A 19,899-nucleotide genomic window follows, 5' to 3' on the forward strand; every position below is an offset into this window, starting at 1 on the left:
ATCAATGAGATAAATAGTTTTTGAAGGCATCGGTTTGCGGGTTAGCGAAGCAGCTCGCATCACCTTGCTCAACGATATACCCGTTTTCCATGTACACCACACGGCTGGCGGTTTTACGCGCCACTTCCACTTCGTGGGTAACGATAACCTGCGTAATGTTGGTTTCCGCCAGCTCGCGAATAATGCTGACGATCTGAGCGGTGATTTCCGGGTCCAGCGCGGCGGTGGGTTCATCAAACAGCAGTACCGCAGGCTCCATCATCAGCGCACGGGCAATGGCCACGCGCTGCTGCTGACCACCGGACAGGTGCAGCGGGTAGCGGTCGCTGTAGGGCTTGAGGCGCAGACGCTCCAGCAGCTTTTCGGCACGCGCGATGGCCTGATCTTTGCTTAACCCCAGCACGCGGCACGGGGCTTCAATCAGGTTTTGCAGCACCGTCAGGTGCGGCCAGAGATTGTATTGCTGGAAGACCATGCCGACGTTTTGACGCAGCTCGCGAATCGCCTTATCAGACGGCGTCTTTGCGAAATCAAAATGGTTACCGGCAATTGCCAGCGTACCTGAACGAGGCATTTCAAGCAGATTAAGGACGCGCAGAAGGGAACTTTTGCCTGCACCGCTTGGGCCAAGCAAAACCAGCGTTTCGCCTTCCGGGCAGTTCAGCGTGATGTCAAACAGCGCCTGGTGTGCGCCGTAGAAGCAGTTAATGCCGTTTAGTTTAATACTCATCGGGGCAGTCTTTACTCATCCAGGCAATCTATAGCAATTGAGGCCGCAGATAGTACCGTTGACAGAATAGTTATGCAATATTTCTGCGTTAAAAGTTAAATATAACCCGTATTTCCTCTTAAACATAGCACAAAATAGCGAAGGGCAAGGGCGGCGAGTATAAATGTCGGCATTCCGCGAGAAATGCCGGACATTTTACGGGGGTAACATTTTTATCACTGATGAATCAGCGGTTCTCAATCGACTGGCGCAGCGTGCCTGCCGGGGCATGCACGCTGCCGCCCACGTAGCGTACGTCGTCCACCGCCCAGCACTGTCCTTCACGGATCATCAGCACTTCGTCCTGCCAGGTTTGGCTGCCCTGCGTCAGCTTCACGCGCAGCGGAATATTACGGGCATCCGTGTTCGGGATGGTTGACGCGCTGGCCACTTCGGCGCTGTCCGGCAGCGTGGTGCGGCTGGAGAACGGGTCGGATTTCAGCAGCGCGTTGTGCTGCGGATCGCGGGTGGCATCGTTAAGCAGTTTTGCCAGACCATCGCTCAGATACGGGCGCAGGCCGGTGAGGTCGTTGCTGCGGTGCTGAATGCGGTAATCATAGAACTGCTGCGCCACGGTGTCCGGGCCGCCCTCAATGCAGGGGCCGCTGCGTGTACCGATATCCTTAAAGGCTGGCGTGACCGTGGTGGTACAGGCGCTGAGCACCAGCGCGCAGGGCACGAAAAGTGTTAAAGCTGAATAGCGCATGTTGATTTCCTTATTTATTAACTATCCTTTCAATCATAGCGTAACGAACCGATAATGCTGTGCCTAAGGCATTGAACGCTAAAGAAGGAGAGAAACCATGCAGTTTTCAACAACGCCAACCCTGGAAGGACAGACAATAACCGAGTACTGCGGCGTGGTCACCGGTGAAGCGATTCTCGGCGCCAATATCTTCCGTGACTTTTTTGCCGGTATCCGCGATATCGTGGGTGGCCGCTCTGGCGCATACGAAAAAGAGCTGCGCAAAGCACGCGAAATCGCCTTTAAAGAGCTCGGCGAGCAGGCGGAAGCCCTCGGCGCGGATGCGGTCGTGGGAATCGATATTGACTACGAAACGGTCGGGAAAGACGGCAGCATGCTGATGGTGAGCGTAAGCGGTACGGCGGTGAAAACCCTGCGATGAGGCGTGCGTTTGCCACGCTCCTGCTGGCGCTGCTGCTGGCAGGATGCGTTACGGAAAAGGGGATTATCGATAAAGGTGCCTACGAGCTGGATACGCGTCATCAGGCGCAGGCGGCTTACCCGCGCATCAAGGTGCTGGTGATCCACTACACCGCGGATGATTTTGACAGCTCGCTGGCCACGCTGACGGATAAAAACGTTAGCTCTCACTATTTGATCCCCGCCAGCCCCCCGGCGCCGGACGGCAAGCCGCGCATCTGGCAGCTGGTTCCCGAGAGCGAGCTGGCCTGGCATGCGGGCATTAGCTTCTGGCGCGGCACCAACCGGATTAATGATACGTCCGTGGGGATTGAGCTCGAGAACCGCGGCTGGCAAACGCGTGACGGCGTGAAAACCTTTACCCCGTTTGCGCCTGCGCAGATTGCAGCGCTGATCCCGCTTGCCAGGGACATTATTGCCCGCTATGACATTCAGCCGCAGAACGTGGTTGCCCATGCCGACATAGCCCCGCAGCGTAAAGACGATCCCGGCCCGCTGTTTCCGTGGCAGCAGCTGGCGCAGCAGGGGATAGGTGCCTGGCCCGATCCCGCGCGCGTGGCGTTCTATCTTAACGGGCGGCCGCGCTATCAGGAGGTCGAGCGCGGTGCGCTGCTTGATGTGCTGAAACGCTATGGCTACGAGGTGCCGGACAACGCCACAGAACAGCAGCAGAAGAGGGTGATCAGCGCGTTTCAGATGCACTTCCGCCCCGCGCTGTGGAACGGCGTGGCTGACGTAGAAACCCTGGCCATCGCCGAGGCGCTTTTAGAGAAGTACGGGCAAGGGTAGTCCTCAGGGCTGCCCCTGACCAGGCCGTATTACCTTAGTTTTCTTGAGATTAATCTTAAGTACATTCTCAATTCATTTTTAGTTAATTGACTTAAAAGTACCCTCATTTAAGATAGACGTATAGCTTGCTAAGTATTTATAAAAAATAACACCTGCATAGTGATTTTTATTATCACTTCTCCTTGAAGTTTTTTATCAGGATTATACGAATAGTTTCGGTGGTTCCACCGTGGCCATTTTTTATCTAAAATTTACATCTTAATTCGGGTATAACAATGTTAAGCATTTACGGCAGAAAATTACGTCCTCATCATGAAATAGAAAAAATCATTTCCGCAACGGAAGGATTTGAAGAAAAATCGTTAAAGAAATGGCAAAAAATTTCCACCGTCGATAATGAATTTATTCATATTATCGTCAGCGGTGAAGTGGAATTCCGCCGCGAATCCGACGAGCTCTGCTTGTTCACCCTGCAGGGGCAGTGCATTTTTGGACTCTCTTCCATTTTCTATCATTCGTCCCATATGTATGGCCTGGTCCGCTCGAATACCGTGGTGCGCTCGATTCCGAAAAGCGTTTTCTCTCAACTGATGACCGAGAAAGGCTTGTGGCCTGAACTCACCAAGGTGCTGGCCTGGTATATCTGTCTCCTGAGCAAGCGCGATGACGTGCTGGTTGCCCGCAGCGCCTATTCTGTCGTGCGCGAGTTTTTGCTGGAAATTAATGAACTGATTGTACATCATCAACGCGATATTAATGTTTATGATTATATTCAGGAATACACCAGCCTGGCACGCAGTACGATTATAAAAATCCTCTCCGATCTGAAAAAAGGTCAATACATTGTGGTGGAAAAGGGTCGACTCCTTAATATCACCAACCTGCCTGAAAAATATTAACTATTCCAGCCGGTCTCCCTTTTTACTTAATGGAGACCGGGAACTTTCTTTATGTAATGTGCCCGCCTGAGTATTATCCTGCGTTTCGTCAACCGGCGGTGCGGGTATTTTCCCTTGCGAATAATCCTGCTCTTGTTCTTTTAACGCCTGCTTAAACAGTTCGGTTAATGATGCGTCGTCACCCTCCGTGCGGGGGGAGACGGCATCGTCGTGCGCTTCCGTTCCGGGGAGGGTATCCCGCGAGGTATCGTGCGGCACCGTGCCGTCAGGCATCTGCTGCCAGTCGGCGTCGTCGCTGTTAATCGGCAGATCCTGCATGGCAGGAACGTCGGCCTGCACCGGGACGGGTTTCGGATGCGGATGCGGGAACGGCTTGCTCACGTACACGTAGTGCATATCGGAAAGCTGCGTCTCGGGCTTCGCCACGTTCACTTTTTTTACCGGCTCCGGCGCAGGGTGGCGCAGTTGCCAGTATACGTGGGCGTACAGCCCCGCCATCAGCATGACGCAGAGGCTTACTATTCCTAAAAAGGCGTTAGAAGCGATTTTTCTCAGGCGGGGAATGCGGTACGAAAACCAGACCGCCTCCCCGGAAACGTAGCTGCGCTGAGCCGCAAGACAGATGGTAGACATTAGGAATGCTTCTCCAGCGTTTTCGCGTCCGGTGCGGCATGGGGGGTCTGAAGCAGCACGCTCGGCGTGGTGTTAGTGTCGCGCATCAACTGCATCAGCGTCTCTTCACCCGGGATACCGTCGACGCGCAGATGCATTTTTTGCTGGAACTCGCGGGTGCGTTTCATCATCTCCGTCGTCCAGGTTTGAGCGTGGGTTTCCGGCTCGGCAAGGGCCTGGCTCAGCTGCTGATCCAGCCACCCCATGTCCTTCGCATCGCTGGCGGCGCTGATGACGTCTTTGCCTTCCGGCGTCAGGCGGTGCAGCTGGGTATAATTGCCGGTGGCATGCTGGTTAAACCAGTGACGGCTTACCTGCCAGGTGCGGTTATTCATCAGCAGGTCGAGTGAGTTATCCCCGACGCGGGCGACCACGGCATAGTTAAGGTGGTTGCCGGTTTTCAGTTCACTCACCCACGGATACCCTTCCTGGGCCAGCGCGTCCGGTGAGGCATTTCCCTGCTTACACATCAGGTTCACCTTCGCGGCGTTCTGGCACAGGGCATCGTCCGCCGAGGCGTCATACCCCCACATCAGATAGAGCTGATGCATCGCATCCGGCTGATTAACCACCTCGTTGTCGATAGCCGGCACCTCCGGCGCCTGCTCGATGGGCGTCTGCTGTTTCCAGCTCGCGGGCACCGGCAGTTGAATCGGAAGTCTTGCTCCGATCGAGGAGGTCAAATACCAGCCGCAGGCAGCGAACAGCACGGAGGCGAACAGCCCCACGGTAGCCAGGCGCATACCGTGTTTTTTCGCAGGCAGGATCTCACAGGCCGCCAGGCGCAGATGACGCGGGCTAACCTGTTCTGCGCGTTCGGTCCAGGCGGCGAGCATCGACAGGTGCGCCAGCTCGTTCAGCTTGCTGATATTCCCTTTGGTCAGCGCATGCATTTTACGCACGCGCGCCGGGGTCAACGGCGAGTGCTCACACCCGTGCGCTTCACACTGCGCCTGAACGTAGCTGAGAAACTCCCGGCAGGTAAGGGGGCGCAGGGTGTGGCAGGTATGCGCATATTCACGCAGTTCAGACTGCTGCATCAGAACGGCTTCCCGATCCGCTGCACCCATCAGTACGACGGACAGACGAAACTCCAGCTCCTGCGCGCGCGTCATCAGTAGAGCCAGCACCTCCCGACAGGTCTCTTTCATGGCATCGGTATGGCTAATCACCAGCACTTTCGTCCTGCTTTTTCCCCCCTGCCACTGGTGCAGGATGGCATCCACCGCCTGAAGCCGGTTTTTGCTCTCTTTCGTTCCTGGGTTGAGTTTATACAGCAGGCTACTGGCACTCAGTTTTGGAAACGCGTTGATGGCAATAACGTCAGGGGTTGCGGATTTCAGGGCGTCGCTGAACTGGCCCAGCAGCGGGGCATCGTCTGCAAAGAGCCCAATAATCCCCGCCTGTTGGGTTTTCTCTTTCAGCAGGTTGAAAATATCCTGGTGATACGGCACGAAGAAATCGCCCGAGGCGCGGGTAATTTTTCGAAAAGGCGGGTGATTAAATTTAAAATGACTCTGATACATAACGACTTACCGTCTCTGGGCATGAATAGCAATGGTCCAGAAAAGTACGGCAAGGGTGCGTCATGGTCAATTTACGGGCAGGGTAAAAATAACCTGTCGGCTTCCTCTAACACTGGTTTTTTTGACGGTCAATCTTTTTCTTTATCAAAGTTAACGGCGAAGCAGGTGGTCGATTGTCAGGCCGCTAATTACTATTTATGTCACATATTGGCGCAGCATGACGCTGCTTATTTCCGCTTTGCTAAAGGCCAGATGAATAATGAGGCTCTCACTTTTTTCACGGTGGATAACGCCCTGTATTATGTTTGTATTGCTGATTTTTTGCGGTCAGCAAGGCTACGTCATTTTTAAAGATTATAAAAAAGTGACGAATAAACTCGCGAACGCAGCGGCGAAACCGCAAAAAAAACGTCAGGAAGAAAAGACATTTTCACTTTTCACCGCCGCCGTGCGTCAGGACAACCTGCCAGCGGCCGGAAAAGCCCCGCTCGCTGCCGAAATTGAGGGGATCGTCCGCAGCGACGATGCCTGGTTGTCCTTCGCCGTGATCAAAACGCCGGGTGGTCAAAAGAGCTATCGCGAAGGCGAAGCGCTGACCGGTTTTAACGATGCCTTTATTCAGGAAATAAACAAAGACAATGTGGTGGTTAATTACGAAGGTGCTACGCAGGTACTGGCGTTAAATAAACCTGACTATTTTAAGGGCGGCGTTGACAGCGGCCCGGTAACCCAATCGACGAAAGATGCTGGTGCTGAAAGCGTGCATCTGGATGATTATCTGGTGTTAAAGCCACTTATCGAAAAGGGCCAACTGGAAGGCTACAACATTAATCCAAGGAATGCCTCTGACTTCTACAGTCATGCCGGTCTGGAAAAAGGTGATGTGGCGGTAAAAGTCAATTCTGTCGATATGACCGATGCAAAAAAGGCAAAAGATATTATTGCCAACTGGTCGAAAATGAAAGAAGCGGAGGTCGTCGTCAGACGTCACGCTCACCTTGAAAATATTCGGGTCAATGTTCTAAACAATTAACAAGTGTACAGACATGAAGAAATTTCCTTGGGCGTGCGTGGCGCTGACCGCATTGTCGTTATATTCCAGTTCGCTGCTCGCAGCTAACTTTAGCGCCAGCTTTAAAAACACCGATATCCGCGAATTTATTGATACGGTAGGCCGCAATCTGAACAAAACCATTCTGGTCGACCCGTCCGTTCAGGGCACGGTGTCGGTCAGAACCTATAACGTGTTGACGGAAGACGAATATTACCAGTTTTTCCTGAGCGTGCTGGACCTGTACGGCCTGTCGGTGATCCCGATGGATAACGGCATGGTCAAAGTGGTGCGCTCAAGCATTGCCCGCACCGCCGGTGCGCCGCTGGCCGACGGTAAAAATCCGGGCAAAGGCGACGAGATCATCACCCGCGTCGTGCGCATGGAAAACGTGCCTGTTCGCGAGCTGGCGCCGCTGCTGCGTCAGCTCAACGATGCCACCGGCATCGGTAACGTGGTCCACTTTGAGCCGTCCAACGTCCTGCTGCTAACCGGTAAAGCTTCGGTGGTGAACCGCCTGGTGGATCTGGTCCAGCGCGTGGACAAAGACGGTATTCAGCGTCGTGAAATCGTGCCGCTGCGCTTTGCGTCCGCCAAAGAGCTCTCGGAGATGTTGAATAACCTCAACAACGAAGAGCAGAAAGGGCAGAACGCGCCGCAGCTGGCGACCAAAGTGGTGGCCGATGACGAAACCAACAGCCTGGTGATCAGCGGTTCGGAAGATGCGCGCGCGCGGACCCGCTCCCTGATCCATCAGCTGGATCGCGAGCAGAACAACGAGGGGAATACCCGCGTCTTCTATCTCAAGTATGCCAGCGCCACCAAGGTGGTGCCGGTACTCACCGGCATCGGCGAGCAGCTGAAGGACAAGGCCGGCGCGCCGAAGTCGAAAACCGCGCCAGCGTCCAGCGATCTGAACATTACCGCCGACGAAGCAACCAACTCGCTGGTGATTACCGCCCAGCCTAACGTGATGAACTCCCTTGAGAAGGTGATCGACAAGCTGGACATCCGTCGTCCGCAGGTGCTGGTGGAAGCCATCATCGCGGAAGTGCAGGACGGGAACGGCCTGGATCTCGGCGTGCAGTGGACCAGCAAGCACGGCGGCGTGCAGTTCGGCTCCACCGGCCTGCCAATCAGCCAGATTAAAAATGGCACCATGAAAGGGGCAAGCTTCACTGGCCTGGCGACCGGCTTCTTTAACGGTGATTTTGGTGCGCTGGTGACTGCGCTTTCCACCGACGGCAAAAATGACATCCTCTCCACGCCAAGCGTGGTCACGCTGGATAACAAAGAAGCGTCGTTCAACGTGGGCCAGGATGTGCCGGTACTTTCCGGTTCGCAAACCACCAGCGGCGATAACGTCTTTAACTCCGTTGAGCGTAAGACGGTCGGTACCAAGCTGAAAATTGTGCCGCAGATTAACGATGGCGACATGATCCATCTGAAGATTGAGCAGGAAGTCTCCAGCGTCGACAACAGCGCGACGGAAGACTCCAGCCTCGGCCCGACCTTCAATACGCGCACGATCAATAACGAAGTGATGGTCCACAGTGGCCAGACGGTGGTGCTTGGCGGTCTGATGGAAAATGTGACCAAACAGTCCGTGTCCAAAGTGCCGCTGCTCGGCGATATCCCGCTGGTCGGTCAGCTGTTCCGCTACACCTCCCAGGATACCTCCAAGCGCAACCTGATGGTGTTCATTCATACCACCGTTCTGCGTGACGACGACAACTACAGCGCGGCCTCGAAAGAGAAATATGACCAGATCCGGGTGCGCCAGATGCAGCGCGTGGAAGAGAAAAAGCTCGGTATTGTTGAGCCGAGCGACAATGCCGTCCTGCCCGCGTTTCCTTCAGCAAGCCCTCACGCCGCACCGGTGAAAACCCGCGCGACACGCAATCCGTTTAAAGAGTAAGGCGGAGGGGCAACGTGGACGAACTGAGTAAAACACTGTGTAGCAGCAGCTATGCAAAAGATAACGGCGTTCTGCTTTACAACAATGACGTCTATATCCGTGAGGACACCCCGGCGTTAGCACTGCTGGAAGTGCGCCGGGTGTTGGGCCGCGCGTTCGTCCCGGTTACTGTGACGCCGGAAGCGTTTGACGAGATGCTGGCCAAAATCTGGCAGCAGAGCAGCGGCGTTTCACAGCAGCTGGTGGACGACATGGATGCGGATATCGACCTGATGGCGTTAACCGAGGAGATCCCGGATAACGAAGATCTGCTTGATAACGACGAAAACTCGCCGGTGATCCGCCTGATCAACGCCATTCTCGGCGAGGCGGTTAAGGACGGCGCGTCGGATATCCATATCGAAACCTTCGAGCGCACGCTGAGCATTCGCTTCCGCGTTGACGGCGTGCTGCAACCGGCGCGTAAGCTCGCCCCGCTGCTGGTGTCGCGTATCAAGGTGATGTCGAAACTCGACATTGCCGAAAAACGTCTGCCGCAGGATGGCCGTATCTCACTGCGCATTGGCCGCAAGGCGATCGACGTGCGCGTCTCGACCATTCCGTCCCAGTACGGCGAGCGCGTGGTCATGCGCCTGCTCGATAAAAGCAATCTCAAGCCCGACATCAACAAGCTGGGCCTGATCGATGAAGAGCTGGAGAAGTTAAAAGGGCTGATAGAGCGCCCGCACGGCATTATCCTGGTCACCGGGCCGACAGGCTCCGGTAAAAGTACCACCCTGTACGCCATTCTTTCGGCGCTGAACGGCCACGAACGCAACATCCTGACCGTGGAAGACCCGATCGAATATGAGCTGGAAGGGGTGGGGCAGACGCAGGTTAACCCGCGCGTGGACATGACCTTTGCCCGCGGGCTGCGCGCTATTCTGCGTCAGGACCCGGACGTGGTGATGATCGGGGAAATTCGTGACGGTGAAACCGCGCAAATTGCGGTGCAGGCGTCGCTCACCGGTCACCTGGTCATGTCTACGCTGCACACCAACAGCGCCGCCGGGGCGATTACGCGTCTGCGGGACATGGGGCTGGAGTCCTTTTTAATCGGTTCATCGTTGCTCGGTGTCATTGCCCAGCGTCTGGTGCGTCGGCTGTGTACGCACTGCCGGACCACCAGTCCGCTGGATGCCAATGAAAAAGCGCTGTTCAGCTTTATGGACGCGCCGCCAAAAGCCATTTACCGCGCGGTGGGCTGTGAACACTGCCGCCAGAGCGGCTATCAGGGCCGTGCCGGTATTCACGAGTTCCTGGTGGTGGACAGCGCCATGCGCCGCGCCATTCATGAAGATAAAGACGAAATGTCCATTGAAACGCAGCTCTTTAAGCAGGCTTACAGCCTGCGCGAAAACGGGCTGCTGAAGGTGATTAGCGGCGTCACCTCGCTGGAAGAGGTGATGCGTGTGACCGCCGAGCGCGGGGGGGATGCGTAATGGCCTTCTACGCCTGGACGGCGACGGATGTCGCAGGCAAAACCCAGCGCGGCACGCTGCAGGCCGAGGGGCAAAAGCAGGTTCGCCAGATGTTGCGAGAGCAAAAGCTGATGCCCGTCAGCATCAGCGAAACCCGTGAAGCGGCGTCTGCCGGAAAAGCAAAAACCGGAGCCAGGCTCTCCACGCCGGTGCTGTCGATGTTTACCCGTCAGCTCTCCACGCTGGTCAACGCCGCACTGCCGCTCGAGAGCGCGCTGAAAGCGATCTCGAAGCAAACGGAAGACAACAAGCTGGCGGCAATGGTGGTGGAGATCCGCGAGAAGGTGGTGGAAGGTCACACCCTTTTTGACGCATTCAGCCAGTTCCCGCGCACCTTCGACAAGCTCTACTGCACGCTGGTGATGGCCGGTGAAAAGACCGGCCACCTGGGCGACGTGCTGGAGAAGCTGGCGGAGTACAACGAGCAGCGCCAGAAGATGAAGAGCAAGCTAACGCAGGCGATGGTCTACCCGATTACCCTCACCGTGGTCGCCATCGCGGTCATCAGCATTCTGCTGGTGGCGGTGGTGCCGCAGGTGATCGAGCAGTTCACCCACATGAAGCAGCAGCTGCCGATCACCACCCGCACGCTGATTGCGGTGAGCGATTTCCTGCAGGCGTACGGGATCTACATCGTGGGGATCCTCGGCGGCGGATTTGTTGGCTTTAAGACCTGGCTCAGAAACGCCAAAAACCGTTTTCGCTGGCACAGCTGGCTGGTGAATGGCTCGCCGATTAAAAAGCTGGTGTGCGCGATCAACAGCGCCCGCTATATCCGCACGCTCAGCATCCTGCAGGCGAGCAGCGTGCCGCTGCTTGAAGGGATGTATATCGCGATGGACGGTATCGAAAACCTCTACGCCCGGCAGGTGCTGGAGCAGGCGGCGGATACCGTGCGTCAGGGGGCCTCGCTCTATGCCGCGCTGGAGCAGGCGAAATTATTCCCGCCCACCATGCTGTACATGATTGCCTCCGGCGAAGAGAGCGGCGAGTTAGGCAACTTAATGGACCGCGCGGCGGAAAACCAGGAGTCGGCGCTACAGCATCGTATTACGTTAACGCTCTCGGTATTTGAACCAGCGCTGGTGGTCTCCATGGCGACGATTGTTTTATTCATCGTGCTGTCAATATTACAGCCGCTTCTGCAACTTAATAATATGGTAGGTTAAATCATGGCTATAAAAACAAAACGTCTGGCTCGCCAGGCGGGGTTCACCTTGCTCGAATTAATGGTGGTGATCGTTATTCTCGGCGTTTTAGCAAGTATGGTAGTGCCCAATTTAATGGGTAATAAAGAAAAAGCGGACGCGCAAAAGGCGACCAGCGATATTGTTGCGCTCGAAGGCTCGCTGGATATGTATAAGCTTGATAACCACCGCTACCCAACGACCGAGCAGGGTCTGCAGGCGCTGGTGACCAAGCCTGAGATCGCGCCGATCCCCAACGGCTACCGCGCCGACGGCTATATTCGCCGCCTGCCGCAGGATCCGTGGGGCAACGATTATCTGCTCGTCAGCCCGGGTGAACACGGCGCCGTAGACGTCTTCTCTGCCGGTCCTGATGGCGAAGCCAACACCGCAGACGATATTACGAACTGGTCTCTGGATAAGAAAGAGAAATAATGAAGAATCAACGCGGCTTTACGTTGCTGGAAATTATTCTGGCGCTGGTGATATTTGCCAGTTGCGCCATGATGGTTGTCTCAACAATACCCTCACGCAGCGGTGCGGATATATTTGGTCAGCAATTAAAAGCCCTCGTTGATTATGGTTCAGACCGCGCGGTCATGGACGGAAATATTGTCGGGCTGGTGATTGCTACCGATAAATATCAGCTGGTCACGCTCGACGATAAAAACGGCGAACGTCACTGGGTGCCGTTATCCGCAGGCCGTATTACCACGAAAGGCGATTTCCCGGAAGAGATGCACGTGTCGCTCTCGCCTCAGCGTCTGGCGGCTAACGTCGAGGCCGACCCCCAGATCCTCTTTCTGCCGGACGGTGAGATTGGCCGTTTTACGCTGACGCTGCAAAGTTACGACAAACAGCATCACTTCCGCGTGGTGTCGCAGGGCGCGGCCCCGGTTTCGGTAGAGAACGATGACTAAAGGCAAGGTTAAGCAGAACGGGATGACGCTCCTGGAGGTGATGGTGGCGCTGGTCATTTTCTCCACCGCCGCGCTGGCGCTGATGAATTCCGTCTCCCTGAACGTGCGCTTCACCCACGGGCTGGCCGAAACGCTGCAGGCCAGCTGGGTTGCAGAAAATCAGCTGGCTGAAGCCCAGCTTAGCAAAACCGATTTTCCCGATGCCGAGGAGCAGGGGACGGAAATCATGGGGGGGCGCAGCTGGTACTGGCATAAGCAGCGGGTGAAAACCGCCAATAGCGGTTGGGCCAATGCCATCCGCGTTTACGCCGAAGGCGATAAAAGCCAGCCGGTCATTTCGCTTCAGATCATTGGGCCGGGAGAAGAGAGCAAGTGAAGACGAGCCGACGCCAGCGCGGTTTTACCCTGCTGGAGATCATGATTGCGCTGACCATTTTTGCGGTCATCAGCACCCTGGCCTGGCAAATTCTCGACGGCGCGATGCGCACCAGTTCGGCAACCGATACCCGCGCGGCGAAGCTTAATCAGCTTCAGCGTGCCTGGAGCCTGATGGAGCGCGATTTTTTCCAGCTGCAGGCGCGGGCGCCGCGCAACGCGCCGGATCTGTTTTTACAGGATGGCGATGCCGTGGAATTTACCACGCTGAACGGCGTGAGTGGCACGGTCCAGCTGGAGCGCGTGCGCTGGCGGCTGGAAGAAGGGCGTCTGTATCGCGACGTCTGGCCGGTGATTGACAGCCCGGCGGACGTCAAACCCGATGAAGTGCCTATCGTCAGCGAGGTGAAAGCGATGCAATGGCGGTTTTATCACCAGGGCTGGCAAAAAAGCTGGGGTGACTCTGCCCATCTGCCAGACGGCGTGGAGCTTACGCTGACCATGGAAAATGGCGACACCTGGCGCTGGGTGTTTACCACGCCGGGAGAGATACCAGAAGCGGCGGCACCGGCGGCAGAAAACGCGCCTGCCCCGCAAAATGCGCCTGCGCCGGACGTGAAGCCATGAGCCGGGTCCATCAGCAACGCGGTGTTGCCCTGCTGGTTGTGCTGATCCTGCTGGTCATGATGTCGGCCCTGGCGGCCAAAATCAGCCAGCAGTTCTGCCGTAATTTGCAGAAAACCCACTATCAGGTGAGCCAGCAGCAGCTGCGCTGGGCAATGCAGGCGCAGGAAAAAGTGGTGAAAGACCGGTTGCAGAACGACGCCAGCGGCGAGAGCAAACCGCTCGACCCGGAGGGCGACTGGCACCAGCCGCTGGAGACGCAGGGTGAAGACTATACGGTGGTCAGCCAGGTCGACGACGCGCAGGACTGCTTCAACGTCAATAATCTGCTGGCCGCAGACAAAGTGGCTCAGGATCAAAATGCGTCAACCGTGCCGGAAAAGCCGCGAAAAGAGAAGATTGTCGAGCAGATCCTGACGGACGGCGGCATCAGCCAGACGGCGGCGGAAGAAATTTATCAGCAGCTGGTGGATTATCTCGACGGCGACGCCACGACGGTGAAAGAGGGCGCGGAGATGGACGCCTGGTCTGGCGTAGTGCCGGCGCGTCAGCCTGCGAATCAGATGATGCGCACCCTTGCCGAGATCAAGCTGCTGCCGGCGTTTCCTGCGGCAGCGTACCCGAAAGTGAGCAAGCTGTTATGCGCGCTGCCGGATTCGGCCAGCAAGGTGGATGTCAATACTCTGACGCCGGAGCAGGCGCCCTTACTGGCAGCCCTGTTCCCGGGAAAACTCACCGCGGACGATGCCGTACGCCTGATTGAGTCGCGGCCGGAAACCGGCTGGGAAAGTATGGACGTCTTCAGCAAAGCGCTGGAACAGGCCTTCCCGCAGTTGAAGGAAGAGTTGCCGCAGGTGGCCGGGCTGCTCTCCATCAACAGCCGGTATTTTCGCGTCAACTACACCGGCAATACCGATGAGTTAACGCTTCGCGTGGTGAGCCAGCTTCAGGTGAATAACGAAGCCGGTGAAATTGTGACGTGGCAACGTCGTTACCGAATGATTGAATAAGAAAAGTAGAACGCTATGAAACAGGTCCTTTTTGTTCGTCCCGACAGCCGTGAGGACGGGAAAATCATGTGGTGTGAGTCGGGAAGCGAACAGGTTACAACCCTGGACACCCCGCAGGCGCTGCATACCCTTGCCGACCATCCTCTGGCTGCGCGCGTGTGTCTGCTGCTGCCCGCCAGTGAGATGATCTTCCGCCACTTTACGCTGCCGAAGAAAATGGCGTCGCAGGCGACCGCCTTCTCGTGGATGGCGGAGGAGACTCTGATTGGTGAGGTGGACGATCTCCACTGGACGGTGCTGAACAAAAAAGGCGCCGAGGTGGACGCCGTGGCGATAGATTCCGCCCGCCTGCAGCAGTGGCTGACCCGCTTTCACGAGGCGGGCCTGAAGGTCATTCAGGTCCTGCCTGACGCCTGGCTGCTGCCGGTCACGGCGGGTGGAAGCACGCTGGTTGCGCGGGAAGAGAACTACTGGTTGCGCTTGTCGCCGCATATCGCCTGTAACGTTGAGGTTGGCCTGTTGCCGCTGCTGATGCAAAAAGCCGGAGAGGGCGAGGTCCGCTGCTACGGGGACATCCCGCCGGGCATTGAGGTTGACGAACAGCTGGCGGCAGAACATCCGCTGGTGCTGATCCAGCCGCAGTGGCGGGCGTGCCGCGTCAACGTGCTGCACGGTGCGTTCAGCGCGAAAGCGACCAGCGCGAGGGCGGCGAAAGGGATGAAGGCCGCCGTCGCGGTGATGGGGCTTCTCTCTTTGGGACTGCTGCTCGGCCCCCGCATCACCCTGGCGTGGATGCTGGCAGATCGGGAAAATCAGGTGCAGCAGGAGATGGTCGAGCTTTATCAACACCATTTTCCGAGTATGCGTCACCAGACCAACCTTAAGTACCATTTTGGGCAGAACATCAAGAAGCAGCCCAAAGGCATTTTTTTGCAGATGGACGAACTGGAAAAGATCCGTCAGTCCGTTCCGTCGATGGAAATTACGCTGTTTGAATATGACGACACGCAGGGAGCCCTGACATTAAGCGTGAGTGCGCAAAACGAGCAGGCATTACAGGAATTCATTCATCAGGCCAGCACGAATTTTGATTTTACGTTACAGCCTATTTCAAAGGACGCGCCGTATACGGCCATGATTACAGGGAAATATAAATGAAAGCGCGAATTGCACAGTTTACATCTCGTTATCAACAATACAGCACCAGAGAAAAATTCATTTTAAAAATAGCGGCGGGAGCTTTATGCAGCGCCGTCATCTATTACGCAGGGATAATTCCCCTGGATAACATGATAAAAAATAGCCAGGCGACGCTGGCGCGACAAATTGAAACGGTAAACTGGATGAAAACAGAAATTGATAAAAATCATCTGCCGGTGCTACAGGTGAAAACCGATAATCCACGCAGCGTGGTGGAGAATAGCGCGCATGAAATCAACCTGACGTTGACCGATATTCGTCAGGATGGTCAGACTCTGGCCTTTGTCGTGAACCGGGTCAACGTGTATGAATTAAAAAACTGGCTGCGGGAGATGAACCTCGCGTCAGGCGTCAGGCTGGAGAAAATGAACCTCACGCCCGTGGATCACCTGAGCGACGTGAAGGCCGAAATCCAGCTGACCTGGAAAAAAGTGGCATGAACGGGCTGATACTCGTCCGGGAGAGTTATCCCGTCGGGTTTGCCGCGATGAGCGGCGTGTTCGGCGCGATCCTGGGGAGCTTTCTCGGCGTTGTGGTGGATCGCGTGCCGGGGATGGTGCTAGAGGAGGAGAGCCGCAGCAACCTGCTTTTCCCGGCGTCACACTGTCCCGTCTGCCAGCATGCACTGCGCGCATGGGAGAACATCCCGCTGCTGAGCTGGCTGGCGCTGCGGGGACGCTGTCGTTGCTGCAAGTCGCCGATTCCGCTGCGGTTATTTTTACTCGAGCTGTTGACGGCGGTGTTCTTTGGCCTCACCGCCCGGTGGATACCGGACTTAGCATCCCTTTTCTCGCTGTGGGTGCTGGCGGCCTTTCTGCTGCCGCTGGCGATGATTGACGGACAGCACCAGCTGCTGCCCGACTGCCTGACGCAGCCGCTGCTCTGGGCCGGGCTGCTGTTCCACGCCTTCAGCCACGGGCTGCCCCTGCGGGATGCGCTGCTGGGCGCGGTGGCAGGCTATCTTTCGCTCTGGCTGGTGTACTGGGCGTTTCGTCTGCTTACCCATCGGGAAGGGCTGGGCTACGGCGATTTCAAGCTGCTGGCGGCGCTGGGCGCCTGGTGCGGCTGGCAGTCACTGCCTGCGATTGAATTAATTGCCGCATTAAGTGGCATAGTGGGCTATTTGCTATTAAATAAATCGAATAAAAATAACCTAACCATCGCTTTCGGACCTTATCTGGCTTTTGCTGGAATAGCGCTCTATACCTGCCAGCTATTTGTGAATACCTATTAAATAACCGGGTCAAGTTTTTTTTATCAATATTTTCGACGAGGAAAGAGAAGGACGACCTTTTATCCTCAGTGTATCGTAAAAGGCATAAGCTACACGGATTTTTAGCTTGTATCTTTTAATGGAGGAATACAACGCGTCTTTAAGGTTTGGATAACGGCTGTCTGCGTATTTAAAAACGCACTATGTGAATATCATTCCATGTTCTAAAGGAAGACATGGATCAATTTCGTTTACGAATAAATTTATCAGGAAAGAAAAATGAAATTTATTAAGCCTAAATATCTGGCGCTCTTTATTGCAGCGGCAACCGGTTCTGCATTCGCTGCTGCGCCAGGTGCGCCGACCATCGGCTCCGGCAATGACAAATTTGCGCTGGTCGAGGTGGATCAGGCCGCGCAGGATTACAACAGCCTCGTCAAGGTACATAACGACGGCGTGGATGTAAAAGTCGAGTGGAACGTGTGGAGCGGCGACGCGCCAACGTCTGCCAAAGTGCTGCTGGATGGTAAAACCGTGTGGACCGGCGCAGCTGGTGCAAGCGGCTCAGCCACCTTTAAAGTGAAAAAGGGCGGACGTTATCAGGAGCAGGTGGAAGTCTGTAATGCCAGCGGCTGTACCAAAAGCGCCAGCAAGCTGATCATCGTGGCGGACACCGACGGCAGCCATCTGCTGCCGCTGAACGCGCCGCTGCAGGAGAACAACAAAACGTTCGCCAAACATACTGATAAAGTGGTTGCGGCGTATTTCCCTGAATGGGGCGTTTACGATCGTAACTTCCCGGTTGATAAAATCCCGGCAGCGAACCTTAACCACATCCTCTATGGCTTTATTCCAATCTGTGGCGGCGACGGCATCAACGATGGCCTGAAAACCGTTGAAGGCGGTAACAGCTTCTCCGTACTGCAGCGCGACTGCGCGGGCCGTCCGGACTATACCGTCGCCATTCACGATCCGTGGGCTGCGCTGCAAAAACCGCAGTCTGGCGTCTCCAACTGGGACGACCCGTACAAAGGTAACTTTGGCCAGCTGATGGCGCTGAAAAAAGCGCATCCGGACCTGAAAGTGCTGCCATCCATCGGTGGCTGGACGCTGTCCGATCCGTTCTTCCACATGGGCGACCCGGCAATCCGTGCCCGCTTCGTCTCCTCTGTGAAAGATTTCCTGCAGACCTGGAAGTTCTTTGACGGTGTGGATATCGACTGGGAATTCCCTGGCGGCGGCGGCGTGAGCGAACACCTGGGTAACCCGCAGCAGGATAAAGCGACGTATACCGCCCTGATGCATGACCTGCGCACCATGCTGAACGAGCTGTCTGCACAGACTGGCCGTACCTATGAACTGACCAGCGCCATCGGTGCGGGCCGCGATAAGATTGAAGACGTGGATTACACCGCTGCTCAGCAGTACCTCGACCACATCTTCCTGATGAGCTATGACTTCTACGGCGGCTGGAGCAACACCGAGCTGGGCCACCAGGCCGCACTGCGCGCGCCGTCATGGCGTCCGGACACGAACTACACCACCGAGAACGGCGTGGACGCGCTGCTTGCGCAGGGCGTACAGCCAGGCAAGATCGTGGTGGGTGCGGGCATGTATGGCCGCGGCTGGACTGGCGTGCATGGCTACACCGGTGACAATCCATTCACGGGTACCGCAACCGGTATGGTGAAAGGTACCTGGGAACCTGGCGTGGTCGACTACCGTCAGATCGTTAACGAGTACAAAGGCAAGCCTGGCTGGGAATATGGTTACGACGCGAATGCTGAAGCGCCATATGTCTTCAATAAGTCTACCGGCGACCTGATCACCTATGAAGATGCACGCTCTACCGCCGCTAAAGGCAAGTATGTGCTGTCGAAAAACCTGGGCGGACTCTTTGCCTGGTCTATTGACTCTGATACCGGCGACATCCTGAACGCGATGAACGAAAGTCTGCTGGGCGGTTCTACCCCGGTCGATCCGGTCGTCACCAACCATGCGCCAATCGCGTCTTCTGCGGATCAGAACGTCTCTGGCCCGGCAACCGTCACGCTTGATGGTTCTGCTTCCAGCGATCCAGACGGCGATGCGATTACCTACAAATGGACCCAGGTTTCTGGCCCATCTGTAACACTCTCCAACAGCACCAAAGCGAAAGCAACCTTCAACGTTGCGGCAGCGACCAGCGATCAGACCATGGTGTTCCGCCTGACGGTTACGGATGCTAAAGGCCTGAGCAACGCCATTGATGTGCAGGTTGTGAATAAAGCGCCAAAAGCTAACCAGGCGCCAGTCGTGAACGCAATGGAGGCAGTGACGCTGCAGGCAGGAGAAACCTATGCTCTGCACGCGCAGGCTGTGGATCCAGACGGTGATGCGATGACCTTCTCCTGGAGCGTGCCAGCGGATATGCATGCAACCGGTACCGATACCGCGAACGTGACGATTACTGCACCAGACGTTGCCACCACGTCTACCTATACGCTGAGCGTAGTTGTAGGCGACGGCAAAACCAGCGTGCAGTCTAACGTGCAGGTTACCGTGAATCCGAAACCGGCTGACGTTACACCACCGTCTGATGAGGTTACACCTCCGTCTGATGACGTAACGCCACCCTCTGATGAGATTACGCCTCCGTCTGATGACGTGACCCCGCCATCTGACGAAGGGTCTGCAACCGGTAGCTGCGATGCGCCTGTCGATGCTAACGCCAGCAAATATGCCGCGTGGGATGCCAGCAAAATCTACAACAGTGGCGATACCGTGAGCTTCGACCATCTGGTGTGGAAAGCGAAGTACTGGACGCAAGGCAACCAGCCTGGCTTCGGTGTGGATGCCTGGGAGCTGGTCAGCAACGTGAAGATGAACTGGCGTTCTGACCTGGTTTATAACGGCGGCGAAACCACAACCTACCAGGGCAACGTTTACCGTGCCAAATGGTGGACCCGCGGTGACAACCCGGCTAACAGCGATGTATGGGTGAAAGAAGGTCCTTCAACAGACTGCAAATAACCTTCTGAACCGTGGATTGCGGGAATGATATCAACCCGCACTAGTTGGT

General features: G+C 56.0%; 21 protein-coding genes. 17 read left to right on the plus strand and 4 right to left on the minus strand.

The genetic code is table 11. The features are described 5' to 3' along the window. Position 1: 1 nt before the first annotated feature. Both artP and AA74_RS0117570 read right to left on the minus strand, forming a co-directional pair. Complete coding sequence (gene artP, locus AA74_RS0117565; protein WP_008500030.1) at positions 2-730, minus strand: arginine ABC transporter ATP-binding protein ArtP; 729 nt, start codon at positions 728-730, stop codon at positions 2-4. Between the two features lie 226 nt (positions 731-956). Further along, positions 957-1,475, minus strand: coding sequence for a lipoprotein (locus AA74_RS0117570; RefSeq protein WP_023292915.1), 519 nt, complete (start codon positions 1,473-1,475; stop codon positions 957-959). Positions 1,476-1,572: 97 nt separating this feature from the next. On the opposite strand from AA74_RS0117570, the gene AA74_RS0117575 reads away from it, so the two are divergent. The 3 genes from AA74_RS0117575 to AA74_RS0117585 all read left to right on the plus strand — a co-directional run bounded on the left by AA74_RS0117575 (position 1,573) and on the right by AA74_RS0117585 (position 3,622). Continuing rightward, a complete protein-coding gene (locus AA74_RS0117575) occupies positions 1,573-1,896 on the plus strand; it encodes a heavy metal-binding domain-containing protein (protein WP_008500028.1) in 324 nt (107 codons plus the stop codon). Next, complete coding sequence (locus tag AA74_RS0117580; RefSeq protein ID WP_025912908.1) at positions 1,893-2,723, plus strand: N-acetylmuramoyl-L-alanine amidase; 831 nt, start codon at positions 1,893-1,895, stop codon at positions 2,721-2,723. The genes AA74_RS0117575 and AA74_RS0117580 overlap by 4 nt, the downstream gene beginning before the upstream one ends. Positions 2,724-2,998: 275 nt before the next feature. Continuing rightward, complete coding sequence (locus AA74_RS0117585; protein WP_023292914.1) at positions 2,999-3,622, plus strand: helix-turn-helix domain-containing protein; 624 nt, start codon at positions 2,999-3,001, stop codon at positions 3,620-3,622. On the opposite strand, the gene AA74_RS0117590 is transcribed toward AA74_RS0117585, so the two are convergent. Beyond that, positions 3,623-4,255 (minus strand): hypothetical protein, encoded by a 633-nt coding sequence (locus tag AA74_RS0117590; RefSeq protein ID WP_025912909.1) that lies wholly within the window; start codon positions 4,253-4,255, stop codon positions 3,623-3,625. It abuts the gene before it with no gap. Continuing rightward, complete coding sequence (locus tag AA74_RS0117595) at positions 4,255-5,820, minus strand: ExeA family protein (protein ID WP_025912910.1); 1,566 nt, start codon at positions 5,818-5,820, stop codon at positions 4,255-4,257. The genes AA74_RS0117590 and AA74_RS0117595 overlap by 1 nt, the downstream gene beginning before the upstream one ends. On the opposite strand from AA74_RS0117595, the gene AA74_RS1000000123470 reads away from it, so the two are divergent. From AA74_RS1000000123470 to AA74_RS0117660, 14 genes are all read left to right on the plus strand, one after another. Continuing rightward, positions 5,806-6,171, plus strand: coding sequence for a hypothetical protein (locus AA74_RS1000000123470; protein WP_126287664.1), 366 nt, complete (start codon positions 5,806-5,808; stop codon positions 6,169-6,171). The two genes, AA74_RS0117595 and AA74_RS1000000123470, sit on opposite strands and share 15 nt — an antisense overlap. Continuing rightward, positions 6,122-6,853 carry a type II secretion system protein GspC gene (gspC, locus tag AA74_RS0117600; protein WP_025912911.1) on the plus strand — a complete coding sequence of 244 codons (732 nt, stop codon included), beginning with the start codon at positions 6,122-6,124 and terminating at the stop codon, positions 6,851-6,853. The genes AA74_RS1000000123470 and gspC overlap by 50 nt, the downstream gene beginning before the upstream one ends. 13 nt (positions 6,854-6,866) lie before the next feature. After that, entirely contained in the window at positions 6,867-8,789 is a 1,923-nt protein-coding gene (gene gspD, locus AA74_RS0117605) for a type II secretion system secretin GspD (protein WP_023343662.1), read from the plus strand. 14 nt (positions 8,790-8,803) lie between these two features. Beyond that, positions 8,804-10,270: a type II secretion system ATPase GspE gene (gene gspE / locus AA74_RS0117610; protein ID WP_025912912.1), complete on the plus strand. Its 1,467-nt coding sequence runs from the start codon at positions 8,804-8,806 to the stop codon at positions 10,268-10,270. Further along, complete coding sequence (gspF, locus tag AA74_RS0117615) at positions 10,270-11,478, plus strand: type II secretion system inner membrane protein GspF (protein ID WP_022647588.1); 1,209 nt, start codon at positions 10,270-10,272, stop codon at positions 11,476-11,478. Before gspE ends, gspF begins: the two co-directional genes overlap by 1 nt. Before the next feature lie 3 nt (positions 11,479-11,481). Continuing rightward, complete coding sequence (gene gspG / locus AA74_RS0117620) at positions 11,482-11,931, plus strand: type II secretion system major pseudopilin GspG (protein ID WP_008500018.1); 450 nt, start codon at positions 11,482-11,484, stop codon at positions 11,929-11,931. Then, complete coding sequence (gene gspH, locus AA74_RS0117625) at positions 11,931-12,416, plus strand: type II secretion system minor pseudopilin GspH (RefSeq protein ID WP_008500017.1); 486 nt, start codon at positions 11,931-11,933, stop codon at positions 12,414-12,416. The genes gspG and gspH overlap by 1 nt, the downstream gene beginning before the upstream one ends. Next, the gene (gspI, locus tag AA74_RS0117630; protein ID WP_023292909.1) at positions 12,409-12,792 is read left to right on the plus strand and encodes a type II secretion system minor pseudopilin GspI; all 384 of its coding nucleotides are present in this window, start codon (positions 12,409-12,411) and stop codon (positions 12,790-12,792) included. Before gspH ends, gspI begins: the two co-directional genes overlap by 8 nt. Beyond that, positions 12,789-13,418: a type II secretion system minor pseudopilin GspJ gene (gene gspJ / locus AA74_RS0117635; protein WP_025912913.1), complete on the plus strand. Its 630-nt coding sequence runs from the start codon at positions 12,789-12,791 to the stop codon at positions 13,416-13,418. The genes gspI and gspJ overlap by 4 nt, the downstream gene beginning before the upstream one ends. Continuing rightward, positions 13,415-14,425 (plus strand): type II secretion system minor pseudopilin GspK, encoded by a 1,011-nt coding sequence (gene gspK / locus AA74_RS0117640; protein ID WP_025912914.1) that lies wholly within the window; start codon positions 13,415-13,417, stop codon positions 14,423-14,425. The genes gspJ and gspK overlap by 4 nt, the downstream gene beginning before the upstream one ends. 15 nt (positions 14,426-14,440) lie before the next feature. Then, positions 14,441-15,583, plus strand: coding sequence for a type II secretion system protein GspL (gspL, locus tag AA74_RS0117645; protein WP_025912915.1), 1,143 nt, complete (start codon positions 14,441-14,443; stop codon positions 15,581-15,583). Continuing rightward, a complete protein-coding gene (gspM, locus tag AA74_RS0117650; protein ID WP_021240906.1) occupies positions 15,580-16,065 on the plus strand; it encodes a type II secretion system protein GspM in 486 nt (161 codons plus the stop codon). The genes gspL and gspM overlap by 4 nt, the downstream gene beginning before the upstream one ends. After that, positions 16,062-16,859 (plus strand): A24 family peptidase, encoded by a 798-nt coding sequence (locus AA74_RS0117655; RefSeq protein ID WP_025912916.1) that lies wholly within the window; start codon positions 16,062-16,064, stop codon positions 16,857-16,859. The genes gspM and AA74_RS0117655 overlap by 4 nt, the downstream gene beginning before the upstream one ends. A gap of 258 nt (positions 16,860-17,117) precedes the next feature. After that, positions 17,118-19,850 carry a glycosyl hydrolase family 18 protein gene (locus AA74_RS0117660; RefSeq protein WP_025912917.1) on the plus strand — a complete coding sequence of 911 codons (2,733 nt, stop codon included), beginning with the start codon at positions 17,118-17,120 and terminating at the stop codon, positions 19,848-19,850. Positions 19,851-19,899 lie beyond the last annotated feature (49 nt).

Origin of the sequence: Enterobacter sp. 5-4 (assembly GCF_000612205.1) — a bacterium.
GTDB classification, from domain to species: Bacteria; Pseudomonadota; Gammaproteobacteria; order Enterobacterales; family Enterobacteriaceae; genus Enterobacter; species Enterobacter roggenkampii.

Bases quoted from the DNA above. Each gene is read 5' to 3' on its own strand.
- AA74_RS0117575 (WP_008500028.1), top strand. From the start codon at position 1,573: ATGCAGTTTTCAACAACGCCAACCCTGGAAGGACAGACAATAACCGAG.
- gspF (WP_022647588.1), top strand. From the start codon at position 10,270: ATGGCCTTCTACGCCTGGACGGCGACGGATGTCGCAGGCAAAACCCAG.
- artP (WP_008500030.1), bottom strand. From the start codon at position 730: ATGAGTATTAAACTAAACGGCATTAACTGCTTCTACGGCGCACACCAG.
- AA74_RS0117570 (WP_023292915.1), bottom strand. From the start codon at position 1,475: ATGCGCTATTCAGCTTTAACACTTTTCGTGCCCTGCGCGCTGGTGCTC.
- AA74_RS0117590 (WP_025912909.1), bottom strand. From the start codon at position 4,255: ATGTCTACCATCTGTCTTGCGGCTCAGCGCAGCTACGTTTCCGGGGAG.
- gspL (WP_025912915.1), top strand. From the start codon at position 14,441: ATGAAACAGGTCCTTTTTGTTCGTCCCGACAGCCGTGAGGACGGGAAA.
- gspD (WP_023343662.1), top strand. From the start codon at position 6,867: ATGAAGAAATTTCCTTGGGCGTGCGTGGCGCTGACCGCATTGTCGTTA.
- AA74_RS0117595 (WP_025912910.1), bottom strand. From the start codon at position 5,820: ATGTATCAGAGTCATTTTAAATTTAATCACCCGCCTTTTCGAAAAATT.
- AA74_RS1000000123470 (WP_126287664.1), top strand. From the start codon at position 5,806: ATGACTCTGATACATAACGACTTACCGTCTCTGGGCATGAATAGCAAT.
- gspM (WP_021240906.1), top strand. From the start codon at position 15,580: ATGAAAGCGCGAATTGCACAGTTTACATCTCGTTATCAACAATACAGC.
- AA74_RS0117580 (WP_025912908.1), top strand. From the start codon at position 1,893: ATGAGGCGTGCGTTTGCCACGCTCCTGCTGGCGCTGCTGCTGGCAGGA.
- gspI (WP_023292909.1), top strand. From the start codon at position 12,409: ATGACTAAAGGCAAGGTTAAGCAGAACGGGATGACGCTCCTGGAGGTG.
- gspH (WP_008500017.1), top strand. From the start codon at position 11,931: ATGAAGAATCAACGCGGCTTTACGTTGCTGGAAATTATTCTGGCGCTG.
- gspG (WP_008500018.1), top strand. From the start codon at position 11,482: ATGGCTATAAAAACAAAACGTCTGGCTCGCCAGGCGGGGTTCACCTTG.
- AA74_RS0117585 (WP_023292914.1), top strand. From the start codon at position 2,999: ATGTTAAGCATTTACGGCAGAAAATTACGTCCTCATCATGAAATAGAA.
- AA74_RS0117660 (WP_025912917.1), top strand. From the start codon at position 17,118: ATGAAATTTATTAAGCCTAAATATCTGGCGCTCTTTATTGCAGCGGCA.
- gspK (WP_025912914.1), top strand. From the start codon at position 13,415: ATGAGCCGGGTCCATCAGCAACGCGGTGTTGCCCTGCTGGTTGTGCTG.
- AA74_RS0117655 (WP_025912916.1), top strand. From the start codon at position 16,062: ATGAACGGGCTGATACTCGTCCGGGAGAGTTATCCCGTCGGGTTTGCC.
- gspC (WP_025912911.1), top strand. From the start codon at position 6,122: ATGTTTGTATTGCTGATTTTTTGCGGTCAGCAAGGCTACGTCATTTTT.